The sequence below is a fragment of the Mycoplasma sp. 4463 genome (assembly GCF_048381515.1).
Taxonomy (GTDB): domain Bacteria; phylum Bacillota_I; class Bacilli_A; order Mycoplasmatales; family Metamycoplasmataceae; genus Mycoplasmopsis.
The window spans coordinates 1-18,617 of the sequence record NZ_JBLWID010000017.1; the positions used below are offsets into that span (position 1 = coordinate 1).

The following is an 18,617-nucleotide window of genomic DNA, read 5'->3' on the forward strand; positions in this document are numbered from 1 at the left end:
AGTTTATTTTTTGATACAATAATGAAAGAATTCAATCAACATTAGATTGAAAAACACCCCAACATCATTGAGGTGTTGTTATGTCTAATTAAACCTTCTGTCCATTTTTAGTGTCCCAGTTTAAACTGATATTTTTTTATTTAACACTAAATAACTTAGTTATATACAATTAACATAAAACTAAACTATTGGTATAATATAACAAACTAAAAAGGATACTATGCTTTTACACTCAATATTTTGAAAAATTAAACACAAAAAGCACCAATACACAGTGCTTTTAATAGATACTTATTCACCTTCTCAAAGGTTCTGAATAAACAAATTAATGCTCAATAAAAACATCATAATCAACTACTTGTCATTTAAAAACTCAAATGATAAACATGATGTTTTTGTCTCATTTGACCAAATTCAAAAAGTTAAGCAAAACTACATACAATCTAGATTAAAAAAACAACCTAATTTAGATTTAAATCAACTTGACCTTGAGTTTGATTCAAACACTAGAAACATCATTGGTATGTACATTGCTAAAACACAAAAATATGACGTTGTTGTGGGTGGATATAACACAACTTCAAAATCATTTTATCGTAGTGCTCTAAGAGTTTTAGATAAAACAACAAACACAATTTCATCAGCAATGGTGCTTAATAAAAAAACACAAACTTATGTAGTTTCTGACCCTTCTTTTATTATCGAACCAACTGAAGAACAATTAGTTGATATAACTAAAAATGCTATGGACTTTAGCAAAAAAGTTCTCGATAAACCAACTGGTGCATTTATGTCGTTTTCAACAAATGGTTCAAACTCAAGTGAACAAGCTTTAAAAATGTCAAATGCAGCAAAATTGTTTTCAGAAAAATATCCACACGAAAATGTGTATGCAAGTGAAGTTCAAGTTGATGCAGCGTTAAATAACAAAATAAGAGAGAAAAAAGATTTATTCAATTACCAAGATGCTAATGTATTTGTGTTTCCTGATTTAAATTCAGCTAATATATCTTACAAATTTATTCAGCAGTTAGGTAAATTCAATGCGTATGGTCCTTTTGTTTTAGGATTTAATCAAACTGTTGCTGACTTATCAAGAGGAGCAACGACAAAAGATATAATAGGAACAATTCTTATTTCGATTTTAAACACAAACAAGGAGTAATAATGAATAAAAAAGTTTTAGTAATCAATGCAGGAAGTAGCTCAATTAAATTAAGTTTATTTGATAAAGAATCATTAGAATTAATCGCTAGTGGTATTGCTGAAAGAATTACATTACCTGAGGGAGCTATTTCAATTAAATTCAATGGTCAAAAATTTGAAAAAACAGTAGCAATGCCAAATCACGAAGTTGCTGTTAACAAATTATATGAATTAATGGAAGAAATTAACCTAATCCACCAACCAGAAGAAATTGAATACATTGGATTTAGAATTGTTCAAGGTGGTACATACTTTAACAATACAGCTAAAATCACAGAAGAAGTAATTAATATTGTAGATAAAGTTTCAATTTATGCACCATTACACAACCCAGGAGCAGTGCAATCAATTTATGGATTTAGAAAAGTTTTCCCACACGCTAAATTATCAGGTGACTTTGATACAGCATTCCATACAACAATTAACAAAGTAAATAGCTCATATGCATTACCAAAAGAATTAGTAGAAAAATACGAAATCAAAAGATATGGTGCTCACGGAATTTCACACCAATACATTACAGAAAAACTTGCTCAAATCTTAGATAAAGAAACTGTAACATTTGTTAATATGCACTTAGGAAACGGTGGTTCATTATGTGCTGTTAAGGATTCAAAATCATTTGACACATCAATGGGGCTTACACCATTAGCTGGAATAATGATGGGAACAAGAAGTGGTGACATTGACCCTTCAATTCATCAATTTGTTATGAACCAATCAGGTTTAGATATCAATCAATTCACAGATATTTTAAATAAACAAAGTGGTCTTTTAGGTGTTTCTACAATTTCTTCAGATATGAGAGATATTTGTGCTGCAGCAAACAAAGGAAATGTAGATGCACAATTTGCACTTGAACTTTACTCACAAAAAATTGCTGACTATGTAGCAGTTTATGCAAACAAAATTGGTGGTAAACCAGATGCGCTTGTTTTCACAGCTGGAATTGGAGAAAACACACCTATTATTAGACAAATGATTGCAGATAAATTATTCTTCAAAAACATTAAATTAAACTCAGAAGTTAACTATGGACCAATCGGTGAATTCGCTTTAATTTCTGCACCTGATTCAGAAGTTCCAGTTTATGTAATTAGAACAAATGAAGAATTAGTTATTGCAAGAAATGCAATTAAAATTTATGAACAAAACTAAAATAGCTTTATTTCCTGGATCATTCGATCCATTTCATAAAGGTCACGAATCAATAGTGCAAAAAGCTACTGAGATTTTTGACAAACTTTATGTTGTTGTAACTTACAATCCTGATAAAGATAATATTGAAAGAATTGAAGAAAATTTTGAATCAATTAAAAATAAATATCAAGAAAACGATAAAGTAGTTGTCTTAAAAAACTACTTTGATTTAACAGCTGATTTAGCTCATCAATTAAATGCAAAATGACTTGTACGTAGTGCTAGAAATCAAATTGACTTTAATTATGAACTCAAATTAGCTACAGCAAATAATGCTTTAAATAATAATCTTGAAACAATCATAATAATGCCCGATTATGATAAATCAAATATTTCTTCAACTCAAATCAGACAACAGCATAAAGAACAAATAGAAAAAGCAAAACAAAACAAAAAAGGAATTTAGGACAATGTTTAAATTTATTAAATCATCTACAAACAGGACAAATTGATACGAACATCCAAATTATGAAGTTTCTTTTTGAGGTCGCTCAAATGTCGGAAAAAGTTCATTAATCAATGCAATTGTTGAAAATAAGAAATTAGCAAAAACATCTAAGACACCAGGTCGTACACAATTAATTAACTATTTTGAAAATGAATTTGGAGCAGTTTTAGTTGACTTACCAGGTTATGGTTACGCAAAAATTTCGCAAACTCAAAAAGATAAAATGATGAAGATGATTTATGAATATTTAATAGAAAGAAAAAACCTTAGATGTGTTTACTTATTAATTGATTCTAGACATGGAATTACTAATACAGACGTTCCTGAATTAAATTTTTTAATATCAAATAATATAAACTTTAAGTTAGTTTTCACAAAAACTGACAAACTTAAACAAAAAGACAAAAACCAACTATTAAATCACATTAAAAGCTTACGTAATGAACTTGGAAACTTTGAGTATTTCTTAGTTTCTTCAGAAAAAAAAGTGGGAATTGAGCAACTTAGTGATGATTTAACACAAACTCTTTCAGGAGATGAAAATGAAATTGACTAAACAAACATTAAAACCATTATTACTTTTAGGTGGTTCAGTTGTTGTTCTTGGTGGAATAGCAGCTACATCAGCATTATTGGTTAAACAATCAAAGAAAAAAACTAATATAGATTATGCAGATTTTAATCTAAATGTTACTGGTTCATTAACTAAAGATAAACATTTAGCTTCTGAATATGTAACAAATCCATTAGTTCCTATTAATGGAACAAGATGAGATAATTCAGCTTGAATTAAAGAACTTACAGTTGCTAAAATCCAAACTGAAAGTGATAAAAATCAAGTTGATAATATTAAATCATTTGAATTAGCAGCAAGCAATGGAATGGTATTTAATGCGATTGCTCAAGAAGCCAAAGATCAAGGTTATAAAATTGAATTTGTTTCATATGCAAACGATTTAACAGGTACATTATTGCTTAAAATGTTAGTTAAAGATAAAAATTCAAATACAGTTAAAACTCACATTTTTGAATTAACTGGTTTTGCAACATTAACTACTAAAAATCCATATGCTAATTTAACAATTGCTACATTAACTGCTGATACTGAAAAATTATTTAAAGAATTCAAATCTTCAGACGCGTTAAAAACACACTTTGAAGCCTTAGAGCAAGATAAAAAAGTTGAATTTATTAAAAATCATTTCTCAACAAAAGAATCATCTAAATTGACTGATTTTAATTGAAGCAGTCTGCAAGTGACATTTGAGGACAAAATAATGAAATTAAGTATTTCATACAACTTAAATGTATTAGCTGCTACAAAAGAAAATTTAAGTGCACAATCAGTGTTTAATTTAGAAGAGAATAATAAAGTTGATACTACTGTTGATTTATCATTCTTAGATGCTGTTAGACCGACAATTGAAAATTATTCATTAGTTTCAACAGGTTCATTAGATAAAACAACTCATTTAGCTTCAGAATTCGCTAGTTCTCCAATTCATCAAATCGGTGATACAAATTGAAACAAAGATAAATGATTAACAGAACTTAAAACTCAAAATGTAATGACTTCAGAACAAGCTGCTAAAACTGACACAGGTAAATCATTTACATTTGTTTATAATGATGATGCAACAACTGAAAATATCTTCTACACTATGTCAAACATCGAATTTACATCATATACAAATGATGAAACAGGAACTTTATATTTACAATTTAAGAAACTAAATAGCGAAAATGAAGCTGCAGAACAATATGTTTATGAGTTAACAGGATTTGCAACAGTTGCTGCAGATAATAAATATTCAACATTAATTACTAAATCGCTTACATTAAGTGAAGAAAAATTAAAAGCTAACTACTCATCTATTCAAGCATTGAACGATTATGTAGCAACTTTAAATGAAGAAACTAAACCTGAATTTATCAAAGCTAACTTTGATTTACAAGTCAATGATTTAGTAGCGATAGATTGAGCACAATCAACAATTACAATTACAGATAACACATTAAATGTTCATTTAGTATTCAATCAAAACCTTTTAAAAGCCACAAAAGATGATTTAACTGCTAAATCTGTATTTGCATTAACAAGTGATAATACAATTGAACTTAGTCAAGATGTTTCATTTTTAAATCAACAAGCTTAATAAATTATTTGTGTACACAATGTTCTAGCAATTAGCACATTGTGTTTTTTATTCCTTATGCATAGGAATAAAAATATAGAACTATTTAAAAACTACCATAAGGTAAAACTTGAAAAATGTTGTAAAATATGTTTATATTTTAAATATATATTTAATTACTAGGAGCAATATGAAAATTACTGATAAAAGAACTAAATTAGTTGCTACAATTGGTCCATCAAGTGATAACTATGATATGTTATTATCATTAGTTCAAAATGGTGTAACAACAATTAGAGCAAACTTTAGCCACGGTTCACACGAAGAACAATTAAATAAATTTACATTAGGAAAAAGAGTTTCACAAGAATTAAAAGTTCCAGTTTCTCTTATGTTAGATACTAAAGGACCTGAAATTCGTATCGGAAAAATGAAAGATGGAGCTCAAGTTGTGCAATCAGGTACAGAAATGATTATCTACACAACACAAGATAAATATCTTTCACATGAAGGTACATCAACAGAAATCACAGTTGCATATGATATGGCACAAGACTTATCTGTTGGAAACCAAGTTTTAATTGATGATGGTAAATTATCAACAGTAGTTACAGAAGTTGGAAATGGCTACGTAAAAGTTAAAGCTGAAAACACACACAAATTAAAAACAAACAAACGTGTTAACTTACCAGGTGTCGACTTCTCATTACCATTCTTAGCTGAAAAAGACATCAACGACGTTAAATTTGGAATTCAAAGTGGAATTAACTATGTCGCTGCTTCATTCGTTAACTCAGCTAAAAACGTTAAAGAATTAAGAAAATTATTAGATGACAACGGTGGAAAACACATTCAAATCTTCTCAAAAATCGAATCACACTTAGGATGTGTAAACATTGATGAAATTATTGAAGCATCAGACGGTATTATGGTTGCTCGTGGAGACTTAGGATTAGAAATTCCTTACTACGATGTTCCATACTATGAAAAAATGTTCATTAGAAAATGTCGTGAAGCTGGTAAACCAGTTATCGTTGCAACACAAATGTTAGACTCAATGGAAAACTCACCACACCCAACACGTGCTGAAGTTACAGACGTTTACTACGCAGTTGAATTAGGAGCTGACTCAACAATGCTTTCAGGAGAAAGTGCAAACGGTTCATTCCCATTAGAGGCTGTTAAAACAATGTCAGCTATTTCAAGAAGAGCAGAAAAAGAATTCTACTCAAGAAACTACTACGAAATTCAATTAGAAAAAGTTTGAAAAAATTCAGATCAATCAAACAAACGTTCACAAATCGCTTACTCAATAGCTCAAAAAGCACAAGAAGGAAAATACAAATATGTTGTTGTTTTATCAAGAACAGGAGCTTTATTAAAAGAAGTTGCTAAATTCAGACCTAACTCAACAGTTATTGGTATTGTAAATGAGCCATTATTAATCAATGCATTCGGTTCATATTCATCAGTATGAAACTCAGTTGATTCAGAATCATTATTCCCACTTGTAAAACAAGATCACGAAAATGCTGTTTCAGCATTAGAACCATACGGAATTCAACAAGGAGATGCTTTCTTAGTTGTTGAAAACGATCAAATTACAGAACACGTTGTTAAGTAATTTGCATTAAGTAATTAATTACTAAAACACCTATGTATTAGGTGTTTTTATTTTTACCCTCAAAAAATCAATTTGCTATAATTAAAAAATTAATTAGCAAACTAATTATTCCTTACTTTTAAAACACATAATACATAATGAAAGAGAGAAAAATATGGAAAATGTAAATATTTTCGCTCTTGGAGGACAAGACGAAAACGGTAAAAACTGTTATGTTTTTGAATATAATGATGATATTTTTATAGTTAATGCAGGTGCTAAGGTACCTTTAAATATGTCAAATGGTGTTAATACACTTATTCCAAATTTTGATTATTTAATCAAAAACAAAGACAGAATTAAAGGTTTATTCATCACAGACATTAAGAATGAAACATTCAGTGCAATCCCTTGATTATTAATGAAAATTCCTAACCTTAAAATCTATACTTCTGCATTTAATCAAGTTTTAGTTATTGACAGAATTACAAAATACGATATTCAACTTAAAAAAGGACAAGTTCAAGTTATTAGACAAAAACTTCAATTTGGTGATTTAACAATCGTTCCTTTTGGACTAACAGGTTCAATGCCTGGAAACATTGGATTCAACTTCCAAACTAAAACAGGTGACTACTTATTTATGTTTAACTATGTTGAAGGTAACTTAGGAATTTATGGAAAAGTTTACTTCCCATTACTTGCAAAATACTTTGAAGGTAGAAAAATTGTGGCTATCGTTTCAGATGCTGGTAAATCAAATGTTTCAGGTAGAGGGATTGAAAAATATAATGCATATACCGAACTTGATGATATTTTCAAGAAAGCAAATCCTGATGAAAAAATAATTATTGGTGCCTATGGTGAAGAAATGGTTACATTGCAACAAGTTTTAGATTTAGCAATCAAATACAATAAGCCAGTAGTTCCATATGGAAAGACATATGCTGATTTATTAGATTTAATTTCTAAATTCTCAACAGTAGTGCCATTACCAAAACTAATTGACCACAGACAAATTAATAAGCATTCAAATGCTATTGTTTTAATTACTGCATCAACTGAAAGACTTTATTCACGTTTCAATAGAATTACAGAAAATAATGACGTTTATTTAAAAATCAAACCTAGTGACACTGTAATTATGTTGGCTCCACCAGTTAATGGTCTTGAGTCTGATTATGCACAAACAATGGATGAAATAGCTAAAATCACACACAACCTATTTGATATTAGTGAAAAAATGTTCTTCTACGTAAGACCTACAAGAGATGATTTAGTTTCACTTGTAAAAGTTCTTAAACCAGATGTATTCATGCCTGCTCAAGGTTTATACAGATATTTAGTTTCAGCTAGTGATTACATTAATGATGAACTTAAGAATGTTCAAGACATCAATACACTTGTCTTAATGAATGGAAAAATAGCTCACTTTATTGATGGTAAATTATTTAGTCACAATGGAAAAGTTAAAGAAGTTGGAACTACTATTATTGATGGTTTCGGAGTTGGAGACATTTCATCTGAAGTTATTTCTGAAAGAGAATTTTTAGGTAGAGAAGGTGTTATTGTAATCAATATTATGTACGATTCGAAAACACGTAACTTAACAGGACAATTACACATTAATTATGTTGGTGTTATTGATATTTCTGAGCAAGAGCAAATGACTAACTTAATTAAACAAATCGTTGTAGATGTAGTTAAATCAAATAGCTGCAAACGTATGTATGATTTAAATGAAAAATTACGTAAAACAATTAGAAAAAAAATATTTAAAGCAACTGATAAAGACCCTATGATCGCTTTATCACTTTTAGCTGTTTAGAGGTGAATATGTTTGAAAATTTAAAATGAGAAGAAGCTAAAAAAATAATTGAAGCTAACAAAGATAACGAATTAATCTTCTTAAATTTCACTACTCAATGATGTGGTGATTGTAAAATGATGAGACCTATTGTAGAGGAAATTGCCAAAGAATATGAAGGAAATCATAGAATTCGTTTCATTAATGTGGATGCTGAAGAAGCTCAATTATTCAGAGTTCCTAATACAAAATGACAAGTTTTAAAGGTTCCTACAATGATGTTATTACAAGGCCAAACTATTCAAGAAAAAGCTTATGAATACGTTCCATTTCAGATTTTAAATAACTGGATTTTAAAGAAAATTTCGTAAGAAAAAGCTCCTTGATACACGGAGAGGAGTTGCTAGAAATAAAAACAGAAATTTCGGTTTCTGTTTTTTAATTTTTACTATATAATCAATAAGCAACTATAGCTATGAATTTTAAGGTTGCCAACGTGCCAAAATGTTGTTGAGGACATGTTGGGTTTTTAAAAGGAGCTATGTTCAAAATCAAGAACAAAGGAGACAACAATGAGTAAGTTAAACATCAAAGTTAAAGGGTTTGACCACGCATTAGTTGATGCTGCTGCAAAAAGAATTTACGAAATTGCAAAAGCAACAGATGCTAAAGTAAGTGGACCAATTCCTTTACCTACAAAAAGAGATGAAATTACTATCTTAAGATCTGTTCACGTTAACAAGAAAAGCCGTGAACAATTCGAAAGCAGAACACACCAAAGATTAGTTGTAATTACCGATCCTTCTGCTAAAACTCAAGATCAATTACAAAGACTTGAATTACCAGCTGGTGTGGATATTCAAGTTAAAGTTAAATAATCAAATTTAATACCCAAATTTTTAAGGAGACAATATGAAAGGAATCTTAGGACGTAAAGTTGGTATGACTCAAATCTTTACTGAATCAGGAAAAAGTGTTCCTGTTACAGTAATCGAAGTACAACCAAATGTTGTTTCAAAAGTTTTAACAAACGACAAAGACGGTTACGTTGCGACACAACTTGCTACAGCTGATAAAAAAGCAAGTAGAGCAAACAAACCTGAAATCGGTCACTTTGCTAAAGCTTCAACAACACCTAAGCGCTTCGTTAAAGAAGTTCGTGATATGTCAGGATACGAACTTGGAGATTTAATTAAAGCTGACATTTTTAAAGCAGGTGAACTTGTAGACGTTACAGGTACATCAAAAGGGAAGGGGTTCGCTGGTACAATCAAAAGACATAACCAACACATCGGACCTAAATCTCACGGTGGAGGTGGAGGATCTCAACCTATTAGACAAACAGGATCACTTGGGGATATCTCAGGTAACCGTGTTTACAAAGGTATGACAATGCCAGGACACCTTGGACATGTTAAAACAACAGTTCAAAACTTAGAAGTTGTTAAAGTAGATGTAGAAAACAACTTATTATTAATCAAAGGTTCAATTCCAGGACCTAAAAAATCATTCGTAGTAGTAAAAGAAGCGGTTAAAGGATTACCAAGCCGTGAAGAAATTAAATTAGTAAACGTTAAAGAAGCTATGTTAATGAACGAACTTATTGAAAAAGCTAAAAAATTCAACATTGAAGTTACAGTTGGAATGAACGCACAACAATTACAAGAATTAATTGATGCTGCAGAAGCAAACAAAGGAGAATAATTTATGGCAGAAACAGTTAAAAAATCTACAACAGCTAAAAAAGCTGCTCCTAAATCAGCTCCAGCTAAAAAAGCTTCAACAAAACCAGCTGCTGCAAAATCAGCTAAAGTTACAGTTCAAAAAGACAAAAACGTTGCTAAAGTTGCTCATAAAGCAGATTTACCAGCACAATTATTTGCTAGTGAAAAAATTTATGAACAAGCAGTATTTGACTCAATCTTATCAGAGAGAGCATCAAGAAGACAAGGAACACACAAAGTTAAAAACCGTTCAGAAGTAAGTGGTTCAGGTAAAAAACCTTGAAGACAAAAAGGAACAGGTAGAGCACGTCACAGTTCTATGCGTTCACCAATCTGAGTTGGAGGGGGAAGAGCATTCGGACCTAAACCAAACAGAAACTACTCACTTAAAGTTAACAAGAAAGTTAAATTCCGTGCATTTATTTCAGCTTTAACATTATTAGCACAAGATCAAGCTGTTATCGTTGATGATTTAGCATTAGACACAATCTCAACAAAAACAGTTGCTGCTAAGTTAGCTGAATTACAAGTAGCAAACTTAAAACATGTTTTAGTTGTTACAGAAAACACAATGGTTTACAAATCAGTTAGAAACTTACCAAACGTTACAGTTGTTAAAGCTAACTCATTAACAGTTGAAGCCGCTATTGCTGCTGACGTTATGATTGTTTCAAACGAAAGTCTTGAATTATTAAAAGGGAGAATTAAATAATGGAATTAACAAGAATCATTAAAGCTCCAGTTTTAACTGAAAAATCAGACATTCAAAGAGCTAAAGGTGTTTACACATTCAAAGTAGACTTCCACGCAAACAAATTCCAAATTGCACAAGCTGTTGAAACAATTTTCCAAGTTAAAGTTGACAAAGTTAGAACAATCAAAGTTGATAAAAAAGCTAAAAACGTAGGACGTTTCCACGGATTTACAAACCGTTACAAAAAAGCTATGGTTACTTTAAAAGAAGGTTCAACATTAAACTATGTTCCATCAGACGCTGAAGAAGCAGTTTTAGCTGAAACTAAAGCTAAAGCAGATGAAGCTAAAAAAGCAAAAGCTTCTAAAGCTTCAGAAGTTGAGAAAAAAGCTGCTGCTAAATTAGCTGCTAAAAAAACAACAGCTAAAAAAGCGAACACAGCAGTTAAGAAAACTACTACAAAACGTAAAGTTGGTGGAGAATAATTAAATCCGATGAACTTTATGTTCAAATCAAACAATTAGTTAAGGGGTTTTAGATAGTTGCTTAAAAGATAATCTTGCAAATCCCCAAATATTTTTAAGCAAAGGAGAAGACAAATGGCTATTAAACATTTTAAGCCAACTACAAATGGTCGTAGAAACATGTCTACTCTTGATTACAGACAAAACTTATCAGGTCACGCTCCAGAAAAATCACTTTTAGTGAATTTAAAAAATCATGCTGGACGTAACAACCAAGGTAAAATTACTGTTAGACATCATGGAGGACGTGTTAAAAGATTCTACAGACTTGTAGACTTTAAACGTAATAAAGATAACATCCCTGCTACAGTAAAAACTATTGAATATGATCCAAACAGATCAGCAAACATTAGTTTAGTTGTATATGCAGATGGAGAAAAAAGATACATTTTAGCTCCTAAAGGTATTAAATTAGGACAAAAAGTTGTTTCAGGAGACAACGTAGATATTATTGTTGGTAACACATTACCACTTTCAAACATTCCTGAAGGTACATTTGTACACAATATTGAAATGCAACCAGGTGCTGGAGGACAAATTGCACGTAGTGCAGGTACATCAGCTCAAATCCTTGGTAAAGATGACAATGGAAAATACGTAGTGTTAAGATTAAAATCTGGTGAAACACGTCGTATCTTAGCTCGTTGCCGTGCAACAATTGGTGTTGTAGGAAACGAAGAACACTTATTAGTAAATATTGGTAAAGCTGGAATTAACAGACACAAAGGTATTAGACCTACAGTACGTGGATCAGTAATGAACCCAGTAGATCACCCACATGGAGGAGGAGAAGGTAAACAACCAGTTGGTCGTAAAGCTCCTCTTACACCATGAGGTAAAAAAGCTCTTGGAGTTAAAACAAGAAAAACTAAGAAATCTTCAAATAAACTTATTTTAAGAAGAAGAAAGGATGCTAAATAATGGCACGTAGTCTTAAAAAAGGTCCATTCGCAGATGACCATTTACTTAAAAAAGTAGATGCTATCGTTGAAGGAAAAGCACCTAAAAAACCAATTAAAACTTGATCAAGACGTTCAACAATTTTCCCTAACTTCGTTGGATTAACATTTGCAGTTCACAACGGAAAACAATTTGTTGAAGTTTACGTTACAGATGACATGGTAGGTCACAAATTAGGAGAATTCTCACCAACTAGAACATTCTCTGGTCACGGTGCAGATAAAGGGAAGAAGAAATAATGCAAAAACAACAAGCAAAAGCTCACGTTAAATTGCAAAGAGTTAGTGTATCTAAAGCTAAATTAGTTGCAAACTTATTTAGAGGTAAAGATGTAACTGTTGCTTTAGGGTTATTACACAACACAAACAAAAAATCAGCTCCTATTTTCATCAAGTTATTAAACTCAGCTGTTGCTAACGCAACACACAACCATGGTTTAGATGCTACAAAATTATTCGTAAAAGAAGTTTATGTAAATGAAGGTCCAACTCTTAAAAGATTCCAACCAAGAAGCCAAGGTAGAGCTTACTCTATCTTAAAACGTACATCAAATTTATCAATCACATTAGAGGAGAGAAATTAATATGGGACAAAAGGTTAATCCAAATGGTTTCCGTTACGGAATTTCAAAAGCTCACAACTCACAATGATTTGTAGAAAAAGCTAACTTTGGTTCATACTTAGTTGAAGATGCTAAAATCTACAAATTCTTTGATAAATTAGTACGTCAATACCAAATTGGTAAAGTTGAAGTAAAACGTAACGCAAACAACAAAGTTACAGTTTTAGTTCACACAGCTAAACCAGCTGCTATGTTAGGTGCTGAAGGTAAAAACATTCAAGACTTAACATTAGCATTATCAAAATTTATTAAAAACAAAAACTTAAACTTAAATGTTCAAGTTTTAGAACTTAAAAATCCAGATTTAAATGCAAAATTACTTGCAGAAATGATTGCAACAAAATTAGAAAACCGTGAAAGTTTCCGTTCAGCACAAAAAATTGCTATTAGAAATGCAATGCGTGCTGGTGCTAAAGGTATCAAAACAGCTGTTTCAGGACGTTTAAACGGAGTTGATATGGCTAGAACAGAAGGGTACTCAGAAGGAGAAATGAAACTTCACACATTAAGACAAGATGTTGATTACGCTACAGCTACTGCTAGAACAACATACGGTGCAATTGGTGTTAAAGTTTGAGTATCATTAGGTGAAAAATTGGAAGGGGATAAATAATGCTTCAACCAAAAAGAACCAAATACAGAAAACCATTCATTCAAAGACACGACAAACGTAAAGCAACAAAAGGAAACAAAGTTTCTTTTGGAGAATTTGGTTTACAAGCTGTAACATCTGCTTGAGTAACAGCTCGTCAAATTGAATCAGCTCGTATTGCTGCTACACGTAGAATGGGACGTGAAGGGGAAGTTATTATCCGTATTTTCCCTCACTTTGCTAAAACATCTAAACCAATTGGTGTACGTATGGGATCAGGAAAAGGTACTCCTGAATTATGATATACAGCAGTTAAAGTTAATACAGTTATGTTCGAAGTGTCAGGTGTTGCAGAAGATGTAGCAAGAGACGCTTTAAGATTAGCTGGTCACAAATTACCTGTTAAATGAAAAATTATTAAAAGAGAAGAAGGAGATAAATAATGCTTTACAAAGAATTAAAAAACAAATCAGTTGATGAATTAAACACATTAGTTGAACAACTTAAAGCAGAATTATTTACTTTAAGATATCAAAACGTTACAGGTGATTTAAAAGAAACACACAAAATTGCAAACATTAGAAAAGACATTGCTAAAGTTAAAACAGCTTTAAATGAAAAAAAAGGAGCTAAATAATTATGGAAAGAAACTCAAGAAAAACTTTAGTTGGAACAGTTGTTTCTGCTGGTAAAACAGCAAAAACAATCATCGTAGCTGTTGACACATACAAAAAACACCCATTATATTCAAAACGTTACAAATCAACAAAAAGATTTGCTGTTCATGATGAAAACCATGTTGCTAAATTAGGTGACATCGTTGTTATTATGGAAACAAGACCATTATCAAAAACAAAACACTTCAGATTAGTTGAAGTTAAACAAACTGCAATCGAAGGAAATAACTAATGATTCACGAATTATCTAGAGCAAACGTTGCTGATAACTCAGGTGCTAAAGAAATCGGTGTTATTCGTGTTTTAGGTGGGTCAAAGAAAAAAACAGCAAACATTGGTGATGTTATTGTATGTTCAGTTAAAAAAGCTATTCCAAACGGTATGGTTAAAGAAGGTCAAGTTGTTAAAGCAGTAGTTGTACGTTCAGCTTACGGAATTCACCGTGATAATGGTACATACATTCGTTTTGATGATAACGCAGTTGTAATTTTAAAAGAAGATGGAACACCACGTGGAACACGTGTGTTCGGACCTGTTGCTCGTGAAATAAGAGAAAAATACCCAAAAATCGTTTCACTTGCACCTGAAGTACTTTAATTTATTTATAAGGAGATAAGTTATGAACAAAATCAAATTCAAAGTTAATGATGAAGTTATGGTTATTGCCGGTAAAGATAAAGGAAAAACAGGTCAAATCGAAAAAATCTTACGTTCAGAAAACAAAGTTATCGTTAAAGGTGTAAATATTGTTAAAAAACACAACAAACCTTCACACCAAAACCAAGATGGTTCAATTTCAGAAAAAGAAGCTCCAATCCACGTTTCAAATGTTGCATATTTAGTTAAAAAAGCTACAAAAGATAAACCAGCACAAATCTCAAAAATCGGATACAAAATTGATGACAAAGGTAAAAAAGTAAGAATCGCAAAAAGAACACAAAAGGAAATCTAATATGTTAAAAAATGTTTATTTAGAAAAAGCAGTTCCTGCTTTAAAAGAAAAATACCAATACAAATCATCAATGGAAGTTCCAAGAATCGAAAAAGTTGTATTAAACATGACAGCTGGAAAAGAAATCAACAACTCAAAAGCTATTGAAGAAGTTTTAAATGAATTAACATTAATCTCTTCTCAAAAACCATACCAAACAACAGCTAAAAAATCAAACGCTTCATGAAAACTTCGTGAAGGTATGCCTATGGGTGGAAAAGTTACACTTCGTAGAGAAAGAATGTGAGACTTTTTAGACAAATTAATCAATGTTGCAATGCCACGTATTCGTGACTTCCGTGGAGCTAATCCAAAAGCTTTCGATGGAAGAGGTAACTACAACTTAGGAATTAAAGAAGAAATCATCTTCCCAGAAATCGAATTTGACAAAATCCGTAAAATCAAAGGGCTTGACGTTATTATTGTAACTTCAGCTAAATCTGACCAAGAAGCTAAAACATTATTAGAAGCACTTGGTGTACCATTCGAAAAAAAAGGAGCTAAATAGTTTATGGCAAGAAAAGCATTAATCGCAAAAGCTAAACGTCACCCTAAATTCTCAACACGTGCTTACACACGTTGTGAATTATGTGGACGTCCACACTCAGTTTTAAGAAAATACAAAGTATGTCGTATCTGCTTTAGAAACCTTGCACACGAAGGTAAAATTCCAGGTATGAAGAAAGCGAGTTGATAATTATGTTTATTACAGATCCAATTTCAGATTTAGTTGTTAGAATCAAAAACGCTAACATTAGAAAACATAAAACTGTTTCAATTCCATATTCAACTAAAAAAGAAGCTATTGTTAAGTTAATTTTAGAAGAAGGGTACATTGCATCTTACACAGTTTCAGGTGAAGGTGTAAACAAAGAATTAGTAGTTACATTAAAATACAAGAAAAACAAACAAGCTATCGTTGACTTTAAAAGAGTTTCTAAGCCAGGTCTTAGAACTTACGTTAAAGCAGATGAAATTCCTAGTGTTTTATCAGGTTACGGTACAGTAATCATCTCTACTTCAAAAGGATTAATGACAGGAAAACAAGCTAAGGAGGCTAATGTTGGTGGTGAAATCATCGCTTACATTTGATAATTAGTATGTCTCGTGTTGGAAATAGAGTTTTAGTTATTCCTGCTGGAACAGAAGTTTCAGTTAACGGTAACACAGTTACAGTTTCAGGAAAACACGGAAAATTAGAAAGAACATTTAGTCCATTAATCAAAGTACAAGTAGAAAACAATCAAGTTACAACAGTACGTGCAAACGAAAACAAACAAACAAAACAATTACATGGAACAACAAACGCTCTTATCGCAAACATGATCAAGGGAGTTTCAGAAGGGTTCCAAATTGATTTAGAAATCAAAGGGGTTGGGTACAAAGCTGAACTTAGAGGAAATGAACTTGTAGTTAACGCTGGATACTCACACCCAGTTTCAAAACAAGTTCCATCAGAATTAAAAGTTACAGTTGCTAAACCTACAGAAATTTCAGTATTTGGAATTAGCAAAGAGCAAGTTGGACAATTTGCTTCAGTAGTTAGAGCAATCAGAAAACCTAACGTGTACTCAGGTAAAGGTATTTCTTACAAAGGTGAAAAAATTAGACGTAAAGAAGGGAAAACAGCTTCTAAATAATTTAGGAGTTGCTAGGTGAATAAAATGAAAGCAAAATCAAGAAACGCAGCTAGAAAAGTTAAACATGTTCGTTTACGTCAACACATTAGCGGTACAGCTACAAAACCTCGTTTAAATGTATTCAAATCACACCAAAACTTCTATGCTCAATTAATCGATGACACAAAAGGTGTTACATTAGCAAGTGTTTCAACACTTAAAAATGAAAAATACTCAGGAAACATCGCTGCAGCATCAGAATTAGGTAAATTAATGGGTGAAAAAATTAACAAATTAGGTATTACAGAAATCGTTTTTGACCGTGGTGGATACATCTACCATGGACGTGTTAAAGCATTCGCAGAAGCAGTAAGAGAACAAGGAGTTAAATTCTAATGGAAAACAAAAAAGAAGTTAAATTAGAAGCTGGAACAAAAGAAGTTACAGCAAGAAGACCAAGAACAGTTAAATCAGAAGCTACAGAAAACAAACAAGAACGTGCAAACAGAAAACCAATGAACAGAAGACCACGTCAAGCAACTCCTAAATTCGAATCAGAATTCTCAGAAAAAGTAGTTGACATTGCTCGTGTTACAAAAGTTGTTAAAGGTGGAAGAAGATTCAGCTTCTCAGCTTTTGTTGTAGTTGGAAACAAAAAAGGTCTTGTAGGATTTGGACACGGTAAGGCAAACGAAGTTCCAGATGCTATCAAGAAAGCTGTTAAAGATGCACAAAACAACCTTGTTTCAGTACCAGTAGTTAATGGTACAGTTCCACATGAAATTACTGCTAAATTCTTAGCATCTAAAGTAATTTTAAAACCTGCTCCAAAAGGAAAAGGACTTATTGCTTCAGGAACAGTTCGTGCTGTTGTTGAATTAGCTGGATACACAGATATCGTTACAAAAACATATGGATCTCGTTCAAAAGCAAACGTTGTTAAAGCTACAGTTAAAGCATTATTAAACATGAGAACTGTTGAAGAAATCGCTGAAATCAGAGACAAAGAAGTTAAGGATTTATAATATGGCAATTAAATTAAATACTTTAAAATTCACAGAAGGTTCAAGACCAGAAAAACACCGTAAAGGTAGAGGACACGCTGCTGGAAAAGGTAAACAAGCTGGTAAAGGACAATCAGGTCAAAACAAACGTAAAGGTCACAGATTAGGATTCGAAGGGGGTCAAACACCATGATTCCGTAGAATCGGAAAACGTGGATTTAACAATGTTAACCACGTTGAATACCAAGTAATCAACCTTGCTGATTTAGAAACAAGATTTAACGACGGTGATGTAATCACAATTGAAGCTTTATTCAGTGTAAACTTAATTAAAAGAAATATGCCTGTTAAATTATTAGGAAATGGTACATTAACAAAGAAATTAACAATCGATGTACACAAAGCATCAGCATCAGCTAAAGAAGCTTTTGCTAAATTAGGTGGAACAATTAACGAATTATAATTTCTAAATTCAATTAAACATATAAAGCACTTTAGCTATTGCTAAGGTGTTTTTTATTTTTGACCTTCTTTATTAAAACATTAAAATTTCATTAAAATAACTGCTAAATTTTAACTTTTTGTAAAATATATAAACTATTTAAACAATGCAATTTATACAAAAGGAAGAATATAAACAAAATCAAGCAAATAGCTAAAAAGGTTGCACTCATTGAACTCTTTTACGGTCTTGTCTTTGTTTTAGTTATTAGCCAACTTGTCGGTATCTTTAACCACAAGATAAAGAAATTGTTGTTGCAGGAACAATAGATGATATTGCACCAAATGGAATCAATATTTTAGTTATTTT

The 18,617-nt window shown here is 31.4% G+C and carries 27 protein-coding genes and 1 pseudogene; all 28 read left to right on the plus strand.

What is annotated here, in order from left to right:
- Positions 1–328 precede the first annotated feature (328 nt).
- The 28 genes and pseudogenes from ACNF36_RS01810 (at position 329) to rplO (ending at position 18,269) form a co-directional block, all read left to right on the plus strand.
- The gene (locus ACNF36_RS01810) at positions 329–1,165 is read left to right on the plus strand and encodes a phosphate acyltransferase (RefSeq protein WP_418303528.1); all 837 of its coding nucleotides are present in this window, start codon (positions 329–331) and stop codon (positions 1,163–1,165) included.
- A gap of 2 nt (positions 1,166–1,167) precedes the next feature.
- Positions 1,168–2,364: an acetate/propionate family kinase gene (locus tag ACNF36_RS01815; protein WP_418303529.1), complete on the plus strand. Its 1,197-nt coding sequence runs from the start codon at positions 1,168–1,170 to the stop codon at positions 2,362–2,364.
- Entirely contained in the window at positions 2,351–2,812 is a 462-nt protein-coding gene (coaD, locus tag ACNF36_RS01820; protein ID WP_418303530.1) for a pantetheine-phosphate adenylyltransferase, read from the plus strand. The genes ACNF36_RS01815 and coaD overlap by 14 nt, the downstream gene beginning before the upstream one ends.
- A 4-nt stretch (positions 2,813–2,816) precedes the next feature.
- Complete coding sequence (gene yihA, locus ACNF36_RS01825; protein ID WP_323189735.1) at positions 2,817–3,410, plus strand: ribosome biogenesis GTP-binding protein YihA/YsxC; 594 nt, start codon at positions 2,817–2,819, stop codon at positions 3,408–3,410.
- A complete protein-coding gene (locus ACNF36_RS01830; RefSeq protein ID WP_418303531.1) occupies positions 3,397–5,010 on the plus strand; it encodes an MAG1430 family protein in 1,614 nt (537 codons plus the stop codon). The genes yihA and ACNF36_RS01830 overlap by 14 nt, the downstream gene beginning before the upstream one ends.
- Positions 5,011–5,179: 169 nt before the next feature.
- A complete protein-coding gene (gene pyk, locus ACNF36_RS01835; RefSeq protein WP_418303532.1) occupies positions 5,180–6,613 on the plus strand; it encodes a pyruvate kinase in 1,434 nt (477 codons plus the stop codon).
- A gap of 154 nt (positions 6,614–6,767) precedes the next feature.
- Complete coding sequence (locus ACNF36_RS01840) at positions 6,768–8,420, plus strand: ribonuclease J (RefSeq protein WP_418303533.1); 1,653 nt, start codon at positions 6,768–6,770, stop codon at positions 8,418–8,420.
- An 8-nt stretch (positions 8,421–8,428) separates the two neighbouring features.
- Complete coding sequence (locus ACNF36_RS01845; protein ID WP_257089285.1) at positions 8,429–8,770, plus strand: thioredoxin family protein; 342 nt, start codon at positions 8,429–8,431, stop codon at positions 8,768–8,770.
- 201 nt (positions 8,771–8,971) lie between these two features.
- Positions 8,972–9,277 carry a 30S ribosomal protein S10 gene (rpsJ, locus tag ACNF36_RS01850; RefSeq protein WP_257089286.1) on the plus strand — a complete coding sequence of 102 codons (306 nt, stop codon included), beginning with the start codon at positions 8,972–8,974 and terminating at the stop codon, positions 9,275–9,277.
- A 34-nt stretch (positions 9,278–9,311) separates the two neighbouring features.
- Positions 9,312–9,935: pseudogene (gene rplC / locus ACNF36_RS01855) on the plus strand (50S ribosomal protein L3); the annotation flags it as partial.
- A gap of 171 nt (positions 9,936–10,106) precedes the next feature.
- Positions 10,107–10,835, plus strand: coding sequence for a 50S ribosomal protein L4 (gene rplD / locus ACNF36_RS01860; RefSeq protein WP_323177674.1), 729 nt, complete (start codon positions 10,107–10,109; stop codon positions 10,833–10,835).
- The gene (rplW, locus tag ACNF36_RS01865) at positions 10,835–11,302 is read left to right on the plus strand and encodes a 50S ribosomal protein L23 (protein ID WP_257089292.1); all 468 of its coding nucleotides are present in this window, start codon (positions 10,835–10,837) and stop codon (positions 11,300–11,302) included. Before rplD ends, rplW begins: the two co-directional genes overlap by 1 nt.
- Before the next feature lie 114 nt (positions 11,303–11,416).
- Positions 11,417–12,262 carry a 50S ribosomal protein L2 gene (rplB, locus tag ACNF36_RS01870; protein ID WP_323176678.1) on the plus strand — a complete coding sequence of 282 codons (846 nt, stop codon included), beginning with the start codon at positions 11,417–11,419 and terminating at the stop codon, positions 12,260–12,262.
- Positions 12,262–12,540, plus strand: coding sequence for a 30S ribosomal protein S19 (gene rpsS / locus ACNF36_RS01875; RefSeq protein ID WP_257089297.1), 279 nt, complete (start codon positions 12,262–12,264; stop codon positions 12,538–12,540). The genes rplB and rpsS overlap by 1 nt, the downstream gene beginning before the upstream one ends.
- The gene (gene rplV, locus ACNF36_RS01880) at positions 12,540–12,884 is read left to right on the plus strand and encodes a 50S ribosomal protein L22 (protein ID WP_257089299.1); all 345 of its coding nucleotides are present in this window, start codon (positions 12,540–12,542) and stop codon (positions 12,882–12,884) included. The genes rpsS and rplV overlap by 1 nt, the downstream gene beginning before the upstream one ends.
- 1 nt (position 12,885) lies before the next feature.
- On the plus strand, positions 12,886–13,536 hold the full coding sequence (rpsC, locus tag ACNF36_RS01885; RefSeq protein WP_418303534.1) for a 30S ribosomal protein S3: 651 nt from the start codon (positions 12,886–12,888) through the stop codon (positions 13,534–13,536).
- A complete protein-coding gene (rplP, locus tag ACNF36_RS01890) occupies positions 13,536–13,958 on the plus strand; it encodes a 50S ribosomal protein L16 (protein WP_257089304.1) in 423 nt (140 codons plus the stop codon). The genes rpsC and rplP overlap by 1 nt, the downstream gene beginning before the upstream one ends.
- The gene (gene rpmC / locus ACNF36_RS01895) at positions 13,958–14,152 is read left to right on the plus strand and encodes a 50S ribosomal protein L29 (RefSeq protein ID WP_323176676.1); all 195 of its coding nucleotides are present in this window, start codon (positions 13,958–13,960) and stop codon (positions 14,150–14,152) included. The genes rplP and rpmC overlap by 1 nt, the downstream gene beginning before the upstream one ends.
- 2 nt (positions 14,153–14,154) lie before the next feature.
- Positions 14,155–14,424 (plus strand): 30S ribosomal protein S17, encoded by a 270-nt coding sequence (rpsQ, locus tag ACNF36_RS01900; RefSeq protein WP_306428736.1) that lies wholly within the window; start codon positions 14,155–14,157, stop codon positions 14,422–14,424.
- Complete coding sequence (gene rplN, locus ACNF36_RS01905) at positions 14,424–14,789, plus strand: 50S ribosomal protein L14 (RefSeq protein ID WP_257089308.1); 366 nt, start codon at positions 14,424–14,426, stop codon at positions 14,787–14,789. The genes rpsQ and rplN overlap by 1 nt, the downstream gene beginning before the upstream one ends.
- A gap of 31 nt (positions 14,790–14,820) precedes the next feature.
- Positions 14,821–15,144 (plus strand): 50S ribosomal protein L24, encoded by a 324-nt coding sequence (gene rplX, locus ACNF36_RS01910; protein WP_416099228.1) that lies wholly within the window; start codon positions 14,821–14,823, stop codon positions 15,142–15,144.
- 1 nt (position 15,145) lies between these two features.
- The gene (rplE, locus tag ACNF36_RS01915) at positions 15,146–15,691 is read left to right on the plus strand and encodes a 50S ribosomal protein L5 (RefSeq protein WP_257089313.1); all 546 of its coding nucleotides are present in this window, start codon (positions 15,146–15,148) and stop codon (positions 15,689–15,691) included.
- Positions 15,692–15,694: 3 nt separating this feature from the next.
- Positions 15,695–15,880, plus strand: coding sequence for a type Z 30S ribosomal protein S14 (locus ACNF36_RS01920; RefSeq protein ID WP_257089315.1), 186 nt, complete (start codon positions 15,695–15,697; stop codon positions 15,878–15,880).
- Between the two features lie 2 nt (positions 15,881–15,882).
- On the plus strand, positions 15,883–16,278 hold the full coding sequence (rpsH, locus tag ACNF36_RS01925) for a 30S ribosomal protein S8 (protein WP_257089317.1): 396 nt from the start codon (positions 15,883–15,885) through the stop codon (positions 16,276–16,278).
- Between the two features lie 5 nt (positions 16,279–16,283).
- A complete protein-coding gene (gene rplF / locus ACNF36_RS01930; protein ID WP_257089319.1) occupies positions 16,284–16,823 on the plus strand; it encodes a 50S ribosomal protein L6 in 540 nt (179 codons plus the stop codon).
- 24 nt (positions 16,824–16,847) lie between these two features.
- Entirely contained in the window at positions 16,848–17,198 is a 351-nt protein-coding gene (gene rplR / locus ACNF36_RS01935) for a 50S ribosomal protein L18 (protein ID WP_257089321.1), read from the plus strand.
- Positions 17,199–17,317: 119 nt separating this feature from the next.
- Positions 17,318–17,827 carry a 30S ribosomal protein S5 gene (gene rpsE, locus ACNF36_RS01940; RefSeq protein WP_418303535.1) on the plus strand — a complete coding sequence of 170 codons (510 nt, stop codon included), beginning with the start codon at positions 17,318–17,320 and terminating at the stop codon, positions 17,825–17,827.
- Positions 17,828–17,834: 7 nt separating this feature from the next.
- Positions 17,835–18,269 carry a 50S ribosomal protein L15 gene (rplO, locus tag ACNF36_RS01945; RefSeq protein ID WP_323176692.1) on the plus strand — a complete coding sequence of 145 codons (435 nt, stop codon included), beginning with the start codon at positions 17,835–17,837 and terminating at the stop codon, positions 18,267–18,269.
- Positions 18,270–18,617 lie beyond the last annotated feature (348 nt).